A 16,340-nucleotide genomic window follows, 5' to 3' on the forward strand; every position below is an offset into this window, starting at 1 on the left:
GCCCCCTACCCGACCATAGCTGCGACGGCACGAATCACGACCTCAAGCAGGAGCGTCGCAAACAGTGCGAACAGATAGAGGATCGAGAAGGCGAATAGCCGGCGGGTGGCGCGCTGCGCCGGCTTGCCTTCGCGGTGGCGGTAGACCTCGATCGCGAGCCACATCATGCCGGCGCCGAGCATCAGCGAGATGACGCCGTAGACCGCGTCGAAATAGCCGAGCGGCCAGGGCGCTGCGGCGATCGCGACCAGCACGATCGTGTAGAGCAGGATCTGCAGCCGCGTCGCGTCGGGCCCCGCGACCACGGGCAGCATCGGAATCCCGGCGCGGGCATAATCGTCGCTGCGGAACAGCGCCAGCGCCCAGAAATGCGGCGGGGTCCAGAAGAAGATGATGAGGAAGAGGAGCAGCGGCTCCATCGCCAGCGAGCCGGTGGCCGCGGCCCACGCCACCACAGGCGGCAGCGCGCCGGCGGCACCGCCGATCACGATGTTCTGCGCGGTCCAGCGCTTCAGCCACATGGTGTAGATCACAACGTAGAAGAAGATCGTGAACGCCAGCAGGGCACCGGCGAGCCAGTTGACGAGGGTACCGAGCGTCATCACCGAGAAGAACGACAGGATCAGGCCGAACGCCATGGCCTCGCCCTGCGTGATGCGTCCCCGCGGGATCGGCCGGTTGGCGGTGCGCGACATCAAAGCGTCGATGTCGCCCTCATAGGCCATGTTCATCGCGCCCGAGGCGCCGGCCCCGACCGCGATGCACAGGATCGAGGTGAAGGCGATGACCGGATGGACGTGGCCGGGCGCGATGAAGAGGCCGACCAGCGCGGTGAAGATCACAAGCGACATCACCCGCGGCTTCAGCAGCGCGAAGTAATCACCGACATCAGCCTCGGAAATCCGAGGCAGGGCATCGATGGCGTTGTGGTCGACTACCGACAAGATTTATCTCGCTTCACTAAAGCCGCGGCGCGCAACGATGGCGCGCCGCGAACAAATGTTTACTGCACGCGCGGCAGAACTTCGAACTGGTGGAAGGGCGGCGGCGACGTCAGCGTCCATTCCAGCGTGGTGGCGCCGGCGCCCCACGGATTGTTGGCAGCCGCCTGCTTCTTCATGAAGGCATCGACCACGCCGTAGATGAAGATCAGCACGCCGAAGCCCGAAATGTAGGAGCCGAGGGACGACACCAGGTTCCAGCCGGCGAACGCATCCGGATAGTCGACATAGCGGCGCGGCATGCCCGAGAGGCCGAGGAAGTGCTGCGGGAAGAACACCAGGTTGACGCCGATGAAGGTGAACCAGAAGTGCAGCTTGCCGATCGTTTCCGAATACATGTAGCCGGACATCTTCGGGAACCAGTAGTACCAGCCCGCGAAGATCGCGAATACGGCGCCGAGCGACAGCACGTAGTGGAAGTGGGCGACCACGTAATAGGTATCCTGCAGCACGCGATCGACACCGGCATTCGCCAGCACGACGCCGGTGACGCCGCCGACTGTGAACAGGAAGATGAAGCCGATCGCCCACAGCATCGGCGTTTTGAACTCGATCGAGCCGCCCCACATCGTGGCGATCCAGGAGAAGATCTTCACGCCGGTCGGCACCGCGATCACCATGGTGGCGGCGACGAAATAGGCCTGCGTCGCGCTGGACATGCCGACTGTGTACATGTGGTGCGCCCACACCACGAAGCCGATGCCGCCGATCGCGACCATGGCGTAGGCCATGCCGAGATAGCCGAACACGGGCTTGCGCGAGAAGGTGGAGACGATCTGGCTGATCATGCCGAAGCCGGGCAGGATCAGGATGTACACTTCGGGGTGGCCGAAGAACCAGAACAGATGCTGGAACAGCACCGGATCGCCGCCGCCGTCGGCGGAGAAGAACGTGGTGCCGAAATTACGGTCGGTGAGCAGCATGGTGATGGCGCCGGCGAGCACCGGCAGCGACAGCAACAGCAGGAACACCGTCACCAGGATCGACCAGACGAACAGCGGCATCTTGTGCAGGGTCATGCCCGGCGCGCGCATGTTGAAGATCGTGGTGATGAAGTTGATGGCGCCGAGAATCGAGGAAGCGCCGGCCAGATGCAGCGACAGGATCGCGAAATCGACCGCCGGTCCCGGATGGCCCGAGGTCGATAGCGGCGCGTAGATGGTCCAGCCCGCGCCGACGCCGTTGGCGCCCGGCTCACCCTCGACGAAGGTGGACATCAACAGCAGCGCGAAGGAGGCCGGCAACAGCCAGAACGAGATGTTGTTCATGCGCGGGAACGCCATATCGGGCGCGCCGATCATCAGCGGCACGAACCAGTTGCCGAAGCCGCCGATCATCGCCGGCATCACCATGAAGAAGATCATGATCAGGCCGTGCGAGGTCACGAACACATTGTAGGTGTGGGATTCGTGGAAGAACTGGACGCCGGGATACATCAGTTCGATGCGGATCGCGATCGACATCGCAGCCCCGATGATGCCCGCGAAGATCGCGAAGATAAGGTACATCGTGCCGATGTCCTTATGGTTCGTCGAATAAAGCCAGCGCCGCCATCCGGTCGGATTGGCATGCGCATGGTCGCCATGGGCGTGATCGTGGTGTGTCGCTGCGGTCGTTGCCATTTTGTAATCCTGCCTTGCAGTCCCTTTTCGGACCTTTTCAGGTCCGGTCGCCCTTGTCCCTTGCTTGTCCCTTGGCCCGCGCCTTACTGCGCGACCTGGCCACCAGCCGAGGCGTAGGTGTTCGCCGGGTTGGTCGCATACTTCTTCTTCGCCGCCTCAACCCACTCGGCGAATTCCTGATCGCTCACCACCTTGACCGCGATCGGCATGAAGGCGTGGTCCTTGCCGCACAATTCCGAGCACTGACCGTAATACATGCCGGTCTTGGTCGCCTTGAACCAGGTCTCGTTGAGGCGGCCGGGGATCGAGTCGATCTTGATGCCGAACGAGGGCACCGCGAACGCGTGGATCACGTCGGCGCCGGTGGTCTGGACCCGGATCACCTTGTTGACCGGCACCACCATCTCGTTGTCGACGCCGAGCAGGCGCGGCTGCTTGTCCTGCGCCATCAGCGAGTCGAACTCGAACTTGCCGTTATCCGGGTAGGCGTAGCTCCAATACCACTGCTTGCCGGTGACCTTGACGGTCAGGTCGGCCTTGGGAATGTCGAGCTGCTGGAACAGGAGACGGAACGACGGCACCGCGATGCCGACCAGGATCAGCACCGGGATCAGCGTCCAGGCCACTTCGATCAGCGTGTGGTGGGTGGTCCGGGAAGGGACCGGATTGGCCCTGGCGTTGAACTTCACCACCACGATGACCAACAGCGCCAGCACGAACAGGGTGATCAGCGTGATGATCACCAGCAGCAAATTATGGAAGCTGATGATGTTTTCCATCACCGGGGTCGCGGCTTCCTGCAGCGTGATTTCCCACGGCTTTGGCTGCTGCCCAAAAGCCGTCCCGCCGGAGACGAGCGCCATGCCCGCTACCGCCAACCCCAGCAACCGCCGGCCCATCAGGCCCTTCGACATCTTCATGCCGCTCGCGCTCCTTTAGAAATAATCCCCAAAGCATTTCGGCCGGATGGCCGGAAATGCCGCACGATCCGCCCTCACAAACGGCCTACCGGAGGTACTTTGGAAGTACACCTTCGAAAGTACCTGCAACGATATTGCTGCAGTACCCCGGGCCAGATCGTTAGAACGCGTCGAAATCCAGCCTCTCAAACCATAATTCTAAGGCTCTCGCAATGCAGTAGTGGGGCGCAAAGCCATGCGTCACCTGCTATTCGCCGGACGTCGGATTTTCCTGACAAATCAGGCAAAACCCGCCGTTTGGCAGGCCTGCACCGCTTGACAGCCCGATTGCCGGATGTAGGCACAGTCACGGCGCTCCCGAGCGACCTGATCTGCTTGGGTCGGATGGTCCCTCGACGGCGCGGATTGGCTCTCGACTGCCTTCAAGGCGCCGTCATTGCGTATCAGTCCGGGTAAGTCCAGTTACAATATGTGCTGCCGGCGCTGCCGGAAATCGTGAGAGGATCGACCCGGATGGGGCGTTCGAAACATAGGGCGCGACGACATCAGGCAGGATATCGCCTGGAACCGGCCCGCTGGCTCGGCGGCCTGCTCGCCGTGGCCTTCCTGCTCGGCTTAACCCAGGCGGCGAGCGCACAAGGCGCGGTGCGGTCGGTCCATGGCGACTGGCAAATCCGCTGCGACACCCCGCCCGGCGCCCAAGGCGAGCAATGCGCCCTGATCCAGAGCGTGGTCGCCGAGGACCGCTCGAACGCCGGCCTGACCGTGATCGTGCTGAAAACCGCCGACCAGAAGAGCAAGCTGATGCGGGTGGTCGCCCCCCTCGGCGTGCTGCTCCCCTCCGGTCTTGGGCTCAAGCTCGACAACCAGGACGTCGGCCGCGCCGGGTTTGTCCGCTGCCTGCCGAATGGCTGCGTCGCCGAGGTGGTGATGGACGAAAAACTCTTGGGGCAGCTTCGGGGCGCCAAGACTGCGACTTTTATTATCTTCGAGACGCCCGAGGAGGGCATCGGGTTTCCGCTCAGCCTGAACGGGCTGGGTGAGGGGTATGACAAGTTGCCGTGAGGGCGAGCCGATAGTTCCTCACGATTCTGCTGATCGACTTAACCGGCACTGCCGTAGTAATCGAGCAGCCGGCGCGCCTCGATGGAAAGCCAGTCCGCTTCACCGCTGATATAGCCCTCGACTTGCCCGGTGATGCCGATCAAGAAAGTAATGGGCATGCCATAGAGCGCGAACGGCGTGTCGGCTTGACCGCTGGCGCCGGCTCTTGCCACAAGCCCTTGCGGATCAAGCCCGATCGCAAGGCGCCGGAGCTTCAGCCCTTTCACAAAGGGCGCAACGACCGAGCGGTCGCGATCGGTTGCCACGGCGATCACTGCGAAATCCCTACGGTCGCTCGCCGCCAGACTGTCCAGCATCGGCAGTTCGGTCCGGCAGGCCGGACACCAGGTCGCCCAGAAATTGACGAGCACCACCTTCCCTCTCAAGGAGGTCAAATCGATCGCGCCGCCGGAGAGACGCGGAATCGGCACGGACGGGACAGGCCTCGCGCCACGAAGCTGGATGAACTGATGCCGGGAGGTGGCGAATGGCGGCGGACCAGCGGCCGCGGCGCGCGTTGATGCGGCCGGGACTGCAACCGAGGCGCCGGCCCCGAGCAGCCCTGCAACGACCGTGCGGCGTGTTAGCCCGCGATGTGGCGTCATGGTACGTGTCCGCTTGTCATGACCGGATATAGGACCAACCGGCTTCCTGCAATTCGATGATGCGTCCGGGCCCGCTCGGCACCAGATCGACGTTGTCGATCAGCGTGATCGGACGGCCCTCGCTGCGCTGCATGCCCTGCTTCGTCGCATCGCAGACCACGAAGCGGATGTTCGGATTCACCGCCCTTACCACCTGCAGCATATCCTTCACCGGCGAGGTGTCGGCACGGAACATGTGAACGCCGGCATTGTAGGCAACGACCTCGATCATAAACGGCTCGTTGCGCTCCTGATAATATTTCGGAAGGTTGAGCGAGGTCGAGATCAAGGCCCGCATCGTGGTGGGATCGTCGCTATTGATCGGCAGCACCAGCCGATGCACCGGAGGCAATGCGCGCTTCGCCTCCGGTTTCGAGACAGCGGAGCCCGGCTCGGTCAGCAACAACGTCACGACCAGCGGCACGATGAAGGTCAGAGCCAGCCCGACCCATTTAAATACCCGGCGGAAAGACAGGCGCATTGTCGCTGCTTCAAAACGCCTTGGCGAGAGAGGCAATCGCCTCACGCTCAGAATAGGCCACGAGCGCGTTGAGCGCGAGCAGGACAATCGCCGGCACCGGCGATCCGCCGATGACGAACAGATGCGTAATCACGGCGCCGATCATGATGCAGATCAGCAGCAGCGCACCGAAGCCGGCCTTTCGTGGAAGCAGCAGCAGGATTGCCCCGATGACCTCGAGACTGCCGGTCAAATAGCGAAACCATTGACCGAGCCCAATGTGGTGAAACTCGTCCACCATCATCGGCACGCCGTAGAGCTTGACGCCCCCGGCCCCCAGAAACGCCAGCGCCAGCAATCCTCTGACAATCCACACGCCAACATGGGTCCAACGGCGCCCGGCAGGCACAGCAACGTCCGACATCGAAAACTCCCGAAAGTTTGAGAAACGGTCCCCAGGTGTCCAAGACTTGAGGCGCCCAAGACTTAAGGCGCCCAAGGGCGTCCAAGGCTTTCAAAATCAAAATTCGGTACTAAGATGAAATTGACAAGTAGGATGATTTTTCTGGGGTAGTATGAAAAAGCAGACCAACGAGCCCGCACCGTCCGAATGCCCCGCAGCGCCGCAGCTTCAGCGCGCCCTTCGCGTGCTTTCCGGCAAGTGGAAGGGCGAAATCCTCTGGCAGTTGGTCGGCGGCAAGCGCCGGTTCGGCGAATTGCGGCGCGCCATTCCCGACGTGACGCAGCACATGCTGACCACGCAACTGCGCGATCTCGAAAACGAAGGCCTGGTGAAGCGCACCGTGTTTCCCGAAGTGCCGCCGCGGGTCGAATACGAAATGACGCCTGCAGCAAAGGACCTGAAACCGGTGTTCGACGAGCTGTCCCGCTGGGCCAATGCGCATGGCAGGCTGGAGTCCGATTCGAAGGCCGCGAATGCGGCCGGCAAAGCGCATGACAAAGGGCTGTGATGGACCCTCCCCTTTTGCTGCGGTCATGACTATCTTCCGTGATCGTCGTCCCTGCGAACGCAGGAACCCATAACCACAGATGTCCGCGTTGTAATGTGAACTCGCCCGACGTCTGCGCTTACAATTGGCGCTTGTGGTTATGGGTCCCCGCATTCGCGGGGACGACAGCAAACATTCGCATCGGAGCCTGCATGACCAACCTCGCCACCACCTCCCTGCTCGACCGCGCCAATCTCGACCGCGATTCCGTCAGGCGCGAGATCACGCGGGGGCTTCTGGGCGCCGACGACGGCGAGCTGTTTCTGGAATACGGCCAGACCGAAGCGCTCGGCTTTGACAACGGCCGGCTGAAGCAGGCGACCTACGACACCTCGCAGGGATTTGGCCTGCGGGCGGTAAAGGACGACGCGGTCGGCTACGCGCATTCCTCTGACGTATCGCTGCCGGCGCTGATCCGCGCGGCCGATGCAGTCGCCGCGGTGCGCGGCGGCTACAGCGGCAATTTTGCCGCTGCTCCCGCGCATACCAACGTTCGGCTTTATGGCGACGAGAATCCTTTGGATGCGCCGGGGTTCGAAGCCAAGGTCAAGCTGCTGGCAGAGATCGACGCCTATGTCCGCGACAAGGATCCGCGGGTGCGGCAGGCTTCCATCAGCCTGGGCGCCACCTGGCAGGTGGTGGAAATTTTGCGGCCCGACGGCGAAAGCTATCGCGACATCCGCCCACTGGTGCGCGTCAACATTTCCGTGGTCGCCGGACAAGGCGACCGGCAGGAAAGCGGCAGCAAGGGTTATGGCGGCCGCGAGGGCTATGCGCGCTTCATCGAAACCAAGGCGTGGCGCGAGGCTGCCGACGGCGCCATCCGCGAGGCGCTGGTCAATCTGGAATCGGTGCCTGCGCCCGCGGGCGAAATGGACGTGGTGCTGGGCGCCGGCTGGCCCGGCGTGATGCTGCATGAAGCGGTCGGTCATGGGCTGGAAGGCGACTTCAACCGCAAGCAGACGTCAGCTTTCGCAGGACTGATGGGCAAGCAGGTCGCGGCCAAGGGCGTCACCGTCGTCGACGATGGCACCATCGCGTCGCGGCGTGGTTCGCTTTCAATTGACGACGAGGGCACGCCGACCAACCGCACCGTGCTGATCGAAGACGGCATTCTGGTCGGCTACATGCAGGACCGGCAGAACGCGCGGCTGATGAACATGAAGCCGACCGGCAACGGCCGTCGCCAGAGCTACGCCCATGTGCCGATGCCGCGCATGACCAACACCTATATGCTGGCTGGCGAGCGCGATCCGGCGGAAATCATCGCTTCGGTGAAGAAGGGCGTTTATGCCGCGAATTTCGGCGGCGGCCAGGTCGACATCACCTCGGGCAAGTATGTGTTCCAGTGCACCGAGGCCTACAAGATCGAGAACGGCAAGCTCGGCGCGCCCTTGAAGGGCGCGATGCTGATCGGCAACGGGCCGACCGACCTGCACCGCATCACCATGGTCGGCAACGATCTGGCGCTCGATACCGGCATCGGCACGTGCGGCAAGAACGGCCAGGGCGTGCCGGTCGGCGTCGGCCAGCCGACGCTGCGGATGGAAAGGATCACGGTCGGAGGAACGGGCTAGTGAGCGAGGAGAAACTGGCAGGTGATCAAAAGGACACCCTCTCGGCAAGGTAGCGAGCTGGCGCGCCCAGGCCGTGCAACTGGCGGCGATCGTTGCCGTCGTCTTCATCGCCAAGGGCGCGCTGGCCGAGCCGTTTTACGTGCCGTCCGGCTCGATGGAGCCGACGCTTCTGATCGGCGACGCGCTGCTCGCCTCAAAATATCCTTACGGCTATGGCGCCGCGTCGCTGCCGATCCAGATCACGCTGCCCGAGACCGGCCGCCTGTTCGGCGAAACACCCAAGCGCGGCGACGTCGTCGTGTTCCGCTGGCCGGGCGACCGCTCGCAGGCATGGGTCAAGCGCGTGGTCGGCTTGCCGGGCGACCGCATCCAGTTGCGGCAGGGCCAGCTCTTTATCAACGACCATGCCGCGACGTTGGAGCCGGACGGCCTGGCGCAGGCCGAAGACGATCGCGGCAACACCGAACGGGCCTATCGCTTTGTCGAGACGCTGCCGAACGGCGTCAGCCACGCCATCTTCAAGATGCGCGACAATGGAAGGCTCGACAACACGCCCGAGGTGACGGTGCCGCCGGGCAAACTGTTCGTGCTCGGCGATAACAGGGACAATTCCGCCGACAGCCGGGTCTCCGTGCGCGACGGCGGTGTGGGATTGTTGCCGATCGACAATCTGATCGGCCGCGCCGATGCCGTGGTCGGCTCCTGGGATCTCGGCATGCGCAACCAGCCGGTATGGACCTGGCTGTCGGGTTTCCGGCTGGCGCGGTTTTTTACCTCCGTGCATTGATCCCTTTCTGTCATGGCCGGGCTCGTCCCGGCCATCCACGTCTTTATGAGGCATCTTAAGACGTGGATGCCCGGGACAAGCCCGGGCATGACGAACTGAGGGCGCCAGCCATGACCTTCGACGATGTCCGAAAAATCGCGCTGGCCTGGCCGGAGGTCGAGGACGGCACTTCCTACGGCACGCCGGCCTTGAAGGTGCGCAAGAAGATGCTGGTACGGCTGAAGGAGGACGGCGACAGCCTGGTGATGCCGGGCGTGCCAAGGGATCAGCGCGAGATGCTGGTGGAAAGCCAGCCAAAGGTATTTTACTTCACCGATCACTACCGCGATTATCCGATGGTGCTGATCTGCCTGTCGAAGGCCCGTCGCGCCATCGTCGAGCCGCTGTTGCGCCGGCACTGGCGCGCGCTGGCGTCGAAGAGGGCGGTGAAGGAATTCGACGGGAATTTGTAGGCTGGGCAAAGGCGCACTTGCGCCGTGCCCACCATCCCGCTTGCAACATTGGACATGGTGGGCACGCGGAGCCTGTCATCGGGCCGGTGGCTTGGCCCACATACGGCGGCGTGCCTATGGATATGGATAGAGACCAATTCCTCACCGCCGCATTACAAAATCCGATCAACGAAATCATCACCGAGGAATTGTTTCGGCTGTCGCTGCCGGACGCGTGGCTGGTCTCCGGCTGCCTGGTGCAGACGGTGTGGAACGTGCTGACCAAGCGCGCGGTCGATTACGGCATCAACGATTACGACGTGTTCTATTTCGATCCCGATACGTCCTGGGAAGCCGAGGATGCCGTCATCCGCACACTGGCGCAGCGCTTTTCAAGCCGCGGCATCGCTGTCGAGGCGCGCAACCAGGCGCGCGTGCACCTCTGGTACCCGGAGAAACATGGCCTGCCCTACCCGCCGTTGCGTTGCTCGACCGATGGCATCGATCGCTTCCTGACCAAGAACACCCAGATCGGAATCCGGCGCACGCGGGATGGGTATGAGGTTTACGCGCCGAATGGCTACGACGATGCCGCTGGGATGATCGTGCGCCCGAATCCAGGCGCGAATTTTTCCGCGGCGAATTGTGCGGCCAAAGCGAAGCGATGGAAGGCGTTGTGGCCGGAGGTCACGGTGCTGCCGGCGGAATGAAGTCGTAGCCGTCACCGTCGTCCCTGCGAACGCGGACGACGAATGTGTACACGGCCGCTACCTCACCACCCCCGAGGTAAACCCCGCCTTCCTTCGCGGCGGCTTGATGTCCTTCTTCAGGAAGCAGTGCGCTTCCTTGCCGGCATAGCCCGGCCGCGCGTAGGTCCAGGCGCGGCATTTGTTGTCGGCGGCGCAGGCTGCCTTGCAGACGTCATCGCCGTCGCCGTCCTTGAGATCGAAATTCTTGTAATCGCCGCCGACGCGGTCGATTGAGGTTTCAACGCTGTCGTTGCGGCGCTCGACCACGCCGGCGCCGCGCACGCCGGAAACGCAGCAATCGCCGCTCTTGATTCGGGGCGGCACGCTGCCCTTCAGCCAGCAGACCGCGCCCTTGATCAAGCCGGTCGGATAATTGAAGCTCCAGGCGCGGCAGCGCCGATCGCGCTCACAGATCAGCGCGCATTCCGCCGGATCGCCCGAGGTCACGGGAGCGCTGAGATAATCGCCGCCGGGACGGTCGAAATTGGCCTGCGCCAGCGCCGGGCGCGCGCATAGGGCCGCCGCCAAGAAGGCGAGCGCCACCATACACGCCCTGAGCAGGCGACCTGTCTCCATCTGCGGTTGCTTTCGAATGCGCGCGTTGCCAGCGCGGGATGACTTTCCTCGAAAAGTCGTCCCGCCCTCAGCCCATTGATTCAGCATGATTTTTCGAAAGACCGGCAGGCGGTCGTTCGGATCACGCTGGATCGGCTGTCATTTGAGCGCCATCAACCTGTACGGCGGATGAACGGCCCGAAGACCAGGCAACCCGTTTAATCAGAACGCGTATTCCTGATAGACCGGCTCCACGGAGCCACCCCAATCGCCGTTGAATTTATCCAGCATCTCTTCCGCCGGCGTGCGGCCCGCTTCGAGGATGCGCTCCAGCGGTTCGAGGTGGCGGCTCTCGTCGCGTCCGGAGTGGTCGACGCGGTTGCGCCGCCGCAAGCCCGCATGCGACAGCTTCAGGCATTCCTTCGCAATCTCGAACAGATAGCGGTCCTTGATCCTGGCCTTGAAGCCGAAGCGCGGGACGTCGTCGCGCAACGCCTGACGCTCCGCGGCGGTCCAGTGGCTGACCAGATCCCAGGCCGCGTCGAGGCTGTCATTGTCGTACAACAGGCCGACCCAGAACGCCGGGAGCGCCGGCAGGCGGCCCCACGGCACGCCATCGGCGCCGCGCATTTCCAGATAACGCTTCAGGCGGACTTCCGGGAAGATCGTCGACAGATGATTGGCCCAATCTGATATCGTCGGGCGCTCGCCGGGCAACGAATTGTTGCGGCCCTCGAAGAAGGCGCGGAACGACGAGCCGGCGACATCGATATAGGTCTCGCCACGTTTGACGAAGTACATGGGCACATCGAGCGCGTAGTCGACCCAGCGCTCGAATCCCATGCCGTCCTCGAATACCCACGGCAACATGCCGGAGCGCGCGTTATCCGTGTCGCGCCAGATCTCGGAGCGAAACGACAGGAAGCCGTTGGGCTTGCCCTCGGTGAACGGCGAATTGGCAAACAAAGCGGTCGCCACCGGCTGCAGCGCGATCGACACCCGCAGCTTCTTGACCATGTCGGCTTCGGAGGAGAAGTCGAGATTGGTCTGCACCGTACAGGTCCGGTACATCATGTCGATGCCGTACTGGCCGACCTTCGGCATGTAGTTGGTCATGATCTTGTAGCGCCCCTTGGGCATCACCGGGATCTGCGACCGCGACCAGGACGGCGTCATGCCAAGCCCGAGAAAGCCGATGCCCAACGGCGTCGCGATCTCGCGGACCTGCGCCAAATGCGCCATCAGCTCGGACTGGGTCTGGTGCACGTTCTCGAGCGGGGCGCCCGACAATTCGAACTGCCCGCCCGGCTCCAGCGAGATCGCGCCGCCCCCGGTGACGTCATACAACCCGATGATGCTGCCGTTCTCCATGATCGGCTCCCACCCGAGCAAGAGCTGCATGCCTTCGAGCAGCGCGCCGATGCCGCGCGCGCCTTCATACGGCACGGGCTGGCGGCCCTCCAGCGTGAACGGGGTCTTCTCATGCTCGGTGCCGATGCGGAACTCGGACGGCGGCTTGATGCCGGCCTCGAACCACGCGACGAGTTCGTCACGCGATTGCAGCGGCGTCATATCGATCTGGTCACGCGCCATGAAAAAATCCGGATATCTGGCGATTCGACCGAACGCGCCGTGTGGCTGAAGGGGTGCAGACGGCGGCGTCCGCACCAACGAAACGTATCAAAGATGTCATCGCGCCGGCACGCTGTCGCGGGCAGCGGCCGCCTTGACGTCGGAGCAAGAGCAGCCCAGCCGGTCGAGCAGACCGCAAAGCTTCATGGCGTCGGCATCGGACAGTTTGGAGCCGACGTGCTTTTCGATCGCCGCCGAATAGGCGCCCCACATCTTCTTCTGCAACTCGCGCCCGGCTTCGGTGATCTCCACGAACTGGCCGCGCTTGTCGATCTTGCATTCGCGCCGCGCCGCCAGGCCCTCGTCCACCAGGCGGTCGATCAGCCGCGAGGTAGAATATTGCGGGATCAGCATCTGCTTTTCCAGCTCTACCGGGCGCATCTCGCCGGAGGGGGCGCGCGACAGTTCCAATAGCGCATCATACCAGGCCAGCGGCGGAAAGCCCGCTTTCTTCAAATCCTGTTCGACGGCATCGAGCACCCGGCTCTGCACCCGCATCAGGCGGATCCAGGCGGCGGTCGCCTCGGTCGATGGTTTGCGTTTCATGGTCCGGTCCGTATCTGTCACACATCAGTGTACCGCACTAAATGCAGGTGCATCAATCTTGACTATTCCATGCAGATGCATTTAGTCAGCCCGCCAACAATTGCGAGGGAACGAAAAATCCAATGAAACTGTATTATTCCCCGGGCGCCTGTTCGCTGTCCCCCCATATCGCGCTTCTGGAGGCCGGTCTGCCCTACGATCTGGTCAAGGTCGACCTGCGCGCCAAGAAGCTGGAGAATGGTGACGACTTTTTGAAGGTCAACCCGAAGGGCCAGGTGCCGGCCCTCGCCCTCGATTCGGGCGAACTGGTCACCGAAGGGCCGATTATCGTCCAGATGATCGCCGACAGGGCGGGCAAGAATCTGGCGCCACCCCGCGATTCGGACGAGCGCTACAAGCTGCTGGAATGGCTGAACTACATCACGACAGAGCTGCACAGAATCTCGGACCGATGTTCTCGCCGGTGCTGGCCGACGACGCCAAGGGCTTCTTCAAGGACCGTGCGATGAGCAAGTTCAAGTATCTGGAGACCGCGCTTGCCGGACGCGACTATCTGATGGGCAAGCAGTTCACCGTCGCAGACGGCTACCTGTTCACCATGCTGATGTGGGCGACCGACCGCTTGAAGTTCGATGTCTCCGATATGCCGAACCTACTGGCCTACAAGGCCCGCATCGCTGCGCGCCCGAAGGTGCAGGAGGCGATGACCAAGGAAGGGCTGGTGAAGGCGGCGTAAACGTTCGACAGAGACAAAAGACAGGGGCCGGATCGACGATCCGGCCCCTTTCATCTGTGTCACTGCTCCCTCCAGTGGTCGTCCCTGCGAACGCAGGGACCCATAACCCCAGGGAGCTGTTGTTGCAGAAGGCGTCGGCCAGGCTGCCTTATCGATAGATCACGCGGTATGGGTCCCTGCGTTCGCAGGGACGACGAAAGATTTGCGCGAGCTTCGCTTACGCCGCCTGCTTCTTCGGCGGGAAGCGGCCGTAGAAGGTCTCGCCGCTTGCCGCCATATCTTCGAGGAGCTTCGGCGGGGTGAAGCGCGAGCCGTATTTGGCCTCGAGCTTGTGGCAGAGCTCGACAAACTTCCGCGTGCCCATGAAGTCGATATAGGACAGCGTGCCGCCGGTGAACGGCGCGAAGCCGAAGCCCAAGATCGAGCCGACATCGGCCTCGCGCGGGTCGGTGATGACATGGTCCTCCACCGTGCGCGCGGCCTCCACCGCCTGCACCACCAGGAAGCGCTGCTTCAATTCCTCGATATCAATCGTATCGGGATCGAGCTGCTTGGGCTGCAGCGCAGATAGTCCCGGCCACAGGCTCTTCTGACCCTTGCCCTTTTCGGGGTAATCGTAAAAGCCCTTGGCATTCTTGCGCCCCAGGCGGCCCTGCTTCTCGACCATTTCCACCATCAGCTTCTTCTGGTCGGGGTTGATGGCGTTGGGGCCGAGATCGGCTTCGGTCGCCTTGATGACCTTCAGCCCGAGGTCGAGGGCGACTTCATCCGACAGCGACAGCGGACCGACCGGCATGCCGGCCATCTTGGCGCAGTTCTCGATCATCGCCGGCGGCACGCCTTCGAGGAACATCTCGTTGCCTTCGGCGATGTAACGGCCGACGCAACGGTTGGCGTAGAAGCCGCGGGAATCATTTACGACGATCGGCGTCTTGCCGATCACCCGCACATAATCGAGCGCGGCGGCAAGCGCGACATCGCCGGTGTTCTTGCCGAGAATAATCTCGACCAGCATCATCTTCTCGACCGGCGAGAAGAAATGGATGCCGATGAACTTGCGCTGATCCTTGAAGCTTTCGGCCAGCGAAGTGATCGGCAGCGTCGAGGTGTTGGACGCGAAGATCACGTCAGGCTTCAGATATTGCTGTGCCTTGGCGAAAGTTTCCGCCTTGACTTTGCGGTCCTCGAACACCGCCTCGATGACGAGGTCGCAATCCCCCAGCGCGGCGTAGTCCGCGGTCGGGGTAATGCGCGCCAGCAACGCGTCGCGATCGCCTGCCTTGGCGCGGCCCTTGGCGATCTGCTCGTCGATCACCTTCTGCGCATGGGCCTTGCCCTTGTCGGCGCTTTCCTGGTCGCGGTCGATCAGGACGACGTCGAGGCCGGCGCGGGCCGAGACGTAGCCGACGCTGGCGCCCATGAAGCCGGCGCCGATCACGGCGATCTTCTTCACCTTGGTCGGCGGCACGTTCGCAGGCCGCCGCGCGCCCTTGTTCAATTCCTGCATCGACAGGAACAGGCTGCGGATCATCGCGGCGGCTTCCTTGGAGCGCAGCACTTGCGTGAAGTAGCGCGACTCGACGCGGAGCGCGGCGTCGATCGGCAACTGCAGGCCCTCATAGACGCAGCTCATGATGGCGCGCGCCGCCGGATAATTGTCGTAGGTCTCGCGGCGGTAGATCGCATTCCCCGCCGGGAACATCATCATGCCGGCCTTGGAGAACACCGGTCCGCCTGGCAGCTTGAAGCCCTTCTCGTCCCAGGGCGCGACCGCCTTGCCGCCGCCCTTGATCCAGTCCTTCGCCGCCTTGATCAGGTCGGCTGCCGGGACAACGGCGTGGATCAGGTTCAGCGACTTGGCCTTCTCCACGGTGACCGGATCGCCCTTGAGCAGGATCGTCATCGCATCCTGCGGTGGCACCAGGCGCGGCACGCGCTGGGTGCCGCCGGCACCGGGGAACAGGCCGACCTTCACCTCGGGCAGGCCGAGGCGAGTTTTGGGATTTTCAGCCGCAACACGGTAGTGGCAGGACAGCGTCACCTCAAAGCCGCCGCCGAGCGCCAGCCCGTTGATCGCGGCCGCCCACGGCTTGCCGCAGGTTTCGATGCCGCGCAGCACCAGCGAAAAGCGCCGGCTCTGGTCGAACAGCATCTGGTTGGCGGCAACCTCGCCCTTTTCCTTGAAGACTTTCGCGTATTCCTTGTTCATGCCCTCGAGCATGGAAAGATCGGCACCGGCGCAGAACGCTTCTTTGCTGGAGGTGATGACGACGCCCTTTACCGCGGCGTCCGCCGTGGTCTGTTTCAGGATCTCCTCAAGTTCGGTGGTCGAGGTTTCATCGAGCACGTTCATCGAACGTCCCGGAATGTCCCAGGTGACGAGCGCAATGCCGTCGGCGTCGGTCTCGAGCTTGAAATTCTTGAAGGCCATGTCGTTGCTCCCTCGGTGCCGGCAGCCGATGTCAGGCGCGGCGGTTGTGTCTGTGATCTCGTAGGGTGGGCAAAGGCGCACTTGCGCCGTGCCCACTATCGCTTGCGGAGAATTCCATGGTGGGCACGCTTCGCT

General features: G+C 63.0%; 16 protein-coding genes and 1 pseudogene. 7 read left to right on the plus strand and 10 right to left on the minus strand.

Annotated features, from left to right (window positions below):
- Nucleotides 1-5: 5 nt before the first annotated feature.
- The 3 genes from ACFXS9_RS30885 to coxB form a co-directional block, all read right to left on the minus strand.
- A complete protein-coding gene (locus ACFXS9_RS30885; RefSeq protein ID WP_392695480.1) occupies nucleotides 6-944 on the minus strand; it encodes a heme o synthase in 939 nt (312 codons plus the stop codon).
- Nucleotides 945-1,003: 59 nt separating this feature from the next.
- Nucleotides 1,004-2,623 carry a cytochrome c oxidase subunit I gene (gene ctaD, locus ACFXS9_RS30890; protein ID WP_392695483.1) on the minus strand — a complete coding sequence of 540 codons (1,620 nt, stop codon included), beginning with the start codon at nucleotides 2,621-2,623 and terminating at the stop codon, nucleotides 1,004-1,006.
- Between the two features lie 83 nt (nucleotides 2,624-2,706).
- Nucleotides 2,707-3,543 carry a cytochrome c oxidase subunit II gene (gene coxB / locus ACFXS9_RS30895; protein WP_392695486.1) on the minus strand — a complete coding sequence of 279 codons (837 nt, stop codon included), beginning with the start codon at nucleotides 3,541-3,543 and terminating at the stop codon, nucleotides 2,707-2,709.
- Between the two features lie 513 nt (nucleotides 3,544-4,056).
- Between coxB and ACFXS9_RS30900 the strand changes: the two genes are divergently transcribed.
- Nucleotides 4,057-4,608, plus strand: coding sequence for an invasion associated locus B family protein (locus tag ACFXS9_RS30900; RefSeq protein ID WP_065743953.1), 552 nt, complete (start codon nucleotides 4,057-4,059; stop codon nucleotides 4,606-4,608).
- A gap of 38 nt (nucleotides 4,609-4,646) precedes the next feature.
- On the opposite strand, the gene ACFXS9_RS30905 is transcribed toward ACFXS9_RS30900, so the two are convergent.
- Genes ACFXS9_RS30905 through ACFXS9_RS30915 form a run of 3 tightly spaced genes read right to left on the minus strand, consistent with a single transcriptional unit; the run spans nucleotide 4,647 to nucleotide 6,175 of the window.
- Complete coding sequence (locus ACFXS9_RS30905) at nucleotides 4,647-5,252, minus strand: TlpA family protein disulfide reductase (RefSeq protein WP_392695489.1); 606 nt, start codon at nucleotides 5,250-5,252, stop codon at nucleotides 4,647-4,649.
- 16 nt (nucleotides 5,253-5,268) lie between these two features.
- The gene (locus tag ACFXS9_RS30910) at nucleotides 5,269-5,772 is read right to left on the minus strand and encodes a hypothetical protein (protein WP_392695492.1); all 504 of its coding nucleotides are present in this window, start codon (nucleotides 5,770-5,772) and stop codon (nucleotides 5,269-5,271) included.
- Nucleotides 5,773-5,782: 10 nt separating this feature from the next.
- Nucleotides 5,783-6,175 (minus strand): DoxX family protein, encoded by a 393-nt coding sequence (locus ACFXS9_RS30915; RefSeq protein WP_392695494.1) that lies wholly within the window; start codon nucleotides 6,173-6,175, stop codon nucleotides 5,783-5,785.
- Nucleotides 6,176-6,326: 151 nt separating this feature from the next.
- Between ACFXS9_RS30915 and ACFXS9_RS30920 the strand changes: the two genes are divergently transcribed.
- From ACFXS9_RS30920 to ACFXS9_RS30940, 5 genes are all read left to right on the plus strand, one after another.
- On the plus strand, nucleotides 6,327-6,722 hold the full coding sequence (locus ACFXS9_RS30920) for a winged helix-turn-helix transcriptional regulator (RefSeq protein ID WP_392695497.1): 396 nt from the start codon (nucleotides 6,327-6,329) through the stop codon (nucleotides 6,720-6,722).
- 191 nt (nucleotides 6,723-6,913) lie between these two features.
- Nucleotides 6,914-8,338: a metalloprotease TldD gene (tldD, locus tag ACFXS9_RS30925; protein ID WP_392695500.1), complete on the plus strand. Its 1,425-nt coding sequence runs from the start codon at nucleotides 6,914-6,916 to the stop codon at nucleotides 8,336-8,338.
- A 73-nt stretch (nucleotides 8,339-8,411) separates the two neighbouring features.
- Nucleotides 8,412-9,125 (plus strand): signal peptidase I, encoded by a 714-nt coding sequence (lepB, locus tag ACFXS9_RS30930; protein ID WP_392695502.1) that lies wholly within the window; start codon nucleotides 8,412-8,414, stop codon nucleotides 9,123-9,125.
- A 110-nt stretch (nucleotides 9,126-9,235) separates the two neighbouring features.
- Nucleotides 9,236-9,577, plus strand: a complete 342-nt coding sequence (locus ACFXS9_RS30935; RefSeq protein WP_392695505.1) for an MmcQ/YjbR family DNA-binding protein — start codon at nucleotides 9,236-9,238, stop codon at nucleotides 9,575-9,577.
- 122 nt (nucleotides 9,578-9,699) lie between these two features.
- Nucleotides 9,700-10,266 carry a nucleotidyltransferase family protein gene (locus tag ACFXS9_RS30940; protein WP_392700109.1) on the plus strand — a complete coding sequence of 189 codons (567 nt, stop codon included), beginning with the start codon at nucleotides 9,700-9,702 and terminating at the stop codon, nucleotides 10,264-10,266.
- 57 nt (nucleotides 10,267-10,323) lie between these two features.
- Here ACFXS9_RS30940 and ACFXS9_RS30945 read toward each other — a convergent pair whose 3' ends face one another.
- The 3 genes from ACFXS9_RS30945 to ACFXS9_RS30955 all read right to left on the minus strand — a co-directional run bounded on the left by ACFXS9_RS30945 (nucleotide 10,324) and on the right by ACFXS9_RS30955 (nucleotide 13,038).
- Complete coding sequence (locus tag ACFXS9_RS30945; protein WP_392700111.1) at nucleotides 10,324-10,851, minus strand: PAN domain-containing protein; 528 nt, start codon at nucleotides 10,849-10,851, stop codon at nucleotides 10,324-10,326.
- Between the two features lie 231 nt (nucleotides 10,852-11,082).
- On the minus strand, nucleotides 11,083-12,453 hold the full coding sequence (locus ACFXS9_RS30950; protein ID WP_392695508.1) for a glutamate--cysteine ligase: 1,371 nt from the start codon (nucleotides 12,451-12,453) through the stop codon (nucleotides 11,083-11,085).
- A 96-nt stretch (nucleotides 12,454-12,549) separates the two neighbouring features.
- A complete protein-coding gene (locus tag ACFXS9_RS30955) occupies nucleotides 12,550-13,038 on the minus strand; it encodes a MarR family winged helix-turn-helix transcriptional regulator (RefSeq protein WP_213285562.1) in 489 nt (162 codons plus the stop codon).
- A gap of 122 nt (nucleotides 13,039-13,160) precedes the next feature.
- On the opposite strand from ACFXS9_RS30955, the pseudogene gstA reads away from it, so the two are divergent.
- Nucleotides 13,161-13,774: pseudogene (gene gstA / locus ACFXS9_RS30960) on the plus strand (glutathione transferase GstA).
- A 217-nt stretch (nucleotides 13,775-13,991) separates the two neighbouring features.
- Here gstA and ACFXS9_RS30965 read toward each other — a convergent pair.
- On the minus strand, nucleotides 13,992-16,205 hold the full coding sequence (locus tag ACFXS9_RS30965) for an FAD-dependent oxidoreductase (RefSeq protein ID WP_392695512.1): 2,214 nt from the start codon (nucleotides 16,203-16,205) through the stop codon (nucleotides 13,992-13,994).
- Nucleotides 16,206-16,340: the final 135 nt, after the last annotated feature.

Origin of the sequence: Bradyrhizobium sp. RDI18 (genome assembly GCF_043203335.1) — a bacterium.
In the GTDB taxonomy this organism is placed as follows: domain Bacteria; phylum Pseudomonadota; class Alphaproteobacteria; order Rhizobiales; family Xanthobacteraceae; genus Bradyrhizobium; species Bradyrhizobium retamae.

What these genes read in the sequence shown, in the direction of transcription:
- ctaD (WP_392695483.1), bottom strand. Translation starts at nt 2,623, where the DNA reads ATGGCAACGACCGCAGCGACACACCACGATCACGCCCATGGCGACCAT.
- coxB (WP_392695486.1), bottom strand. Translation starts at nt 3,543, where the DNA reads ATGAAGATGTCGAAGGGCCTGATGGGCCGGCGGTTGCTGGGGTTGGCG.
- ACFXS9_RS30900 (WP_065743953.1), top strand. Translation starts at nt 4,057, where the DNA reads ATGGGGCGTTCGAAACATAGGGCGCGACGACATCAGGCAGGATATCGC.
- ACFXS9_RS30905 (WP_392695489.1), bottom strand. Translation starts at nt 5,252, where the DNA reads ATGACGCCACATCGCGGGCTAACACGCCGCACGGTCGTTGCAGGGCTG.
- ACFXS9_RS30910 (WP_392695492.1), bottom strand. Translation starts at nt 5,772, where the DNA reads ATGCGCCTGTCTTTCCGCCGGGTATTTAAATGGGTCGGGCTGGCTCTG.
- ACFXS9_RS30915 (WP_392695494.1), bottom strand. Translation starts at nt 6,175, where the DNA reads ATGTCGGACGTTGCTGTGCCTGCCGGGCGCCGTTGGACCCATGTTGGC.
- ACFXS9_RS30920 (WP_392695497.1), top strand. Translation starts at nt 6,327, where the DNA reads ATGAAAAAGCAGACCAACGAGCCCGCACCGTCCGAATGCCCCGCAGCG.
- tldD (WP_392695500.1), top strand. Translation starts at nt 6,914, where the DNA reads ATGACCAACCTCGCCACCACCTCCCTGCTCGACCGCGCCAATCTCGAC.
- ACFXS9_RS30935 (WP_392695505.1), top strand. Translation starts at nt 9,236, where the DNA reads ATGACCTTCGACGATGTCCGAAAAATCGCGCTGGCCTGGCCGGAGGTC.
- ACFXS9_RS30940 (WP_392700109.1), top strand. Translation starts at nt 9,700, where the DNA reads ATGGATAGAGACCAATTCCTCACCGCCGCATTACAAAATCCGATCAAC.
- ACFXS9_RS30945 (WP_392700111.1), bottom strand. Translation starts at nt 10,851, where the DNA reads ATGGTGGCGCTCGCCTTCTTGGCGGCGGCCCTATGCGCGCGCCCGGCG.
- ACFXS9_RS30950 (WP_392695508.1), bottom strand. Translation starts at nt 12,453, where the DNA reads ATGGCGCGTGACCAGATCGATATGACGCCGCTGCAATCGCGTGACGAA.
- ACFXS9_RS30955 (WP_213285562.1), bottom strand. Translation starts at nt 13,038, where the DNA reads ATGAAACGCAAACCATCGACCGAGGCGACCGCCGCCTGGATCCGCCTG.
- ACFXS9_RS30965 (WP_392695512.1), bottom strand. Translation starts at nt 16,205, where the DNA reads ATGGCCTTCAAGAATTTCAAGCTCGAGACCGACGCCGACGGCATTGCG.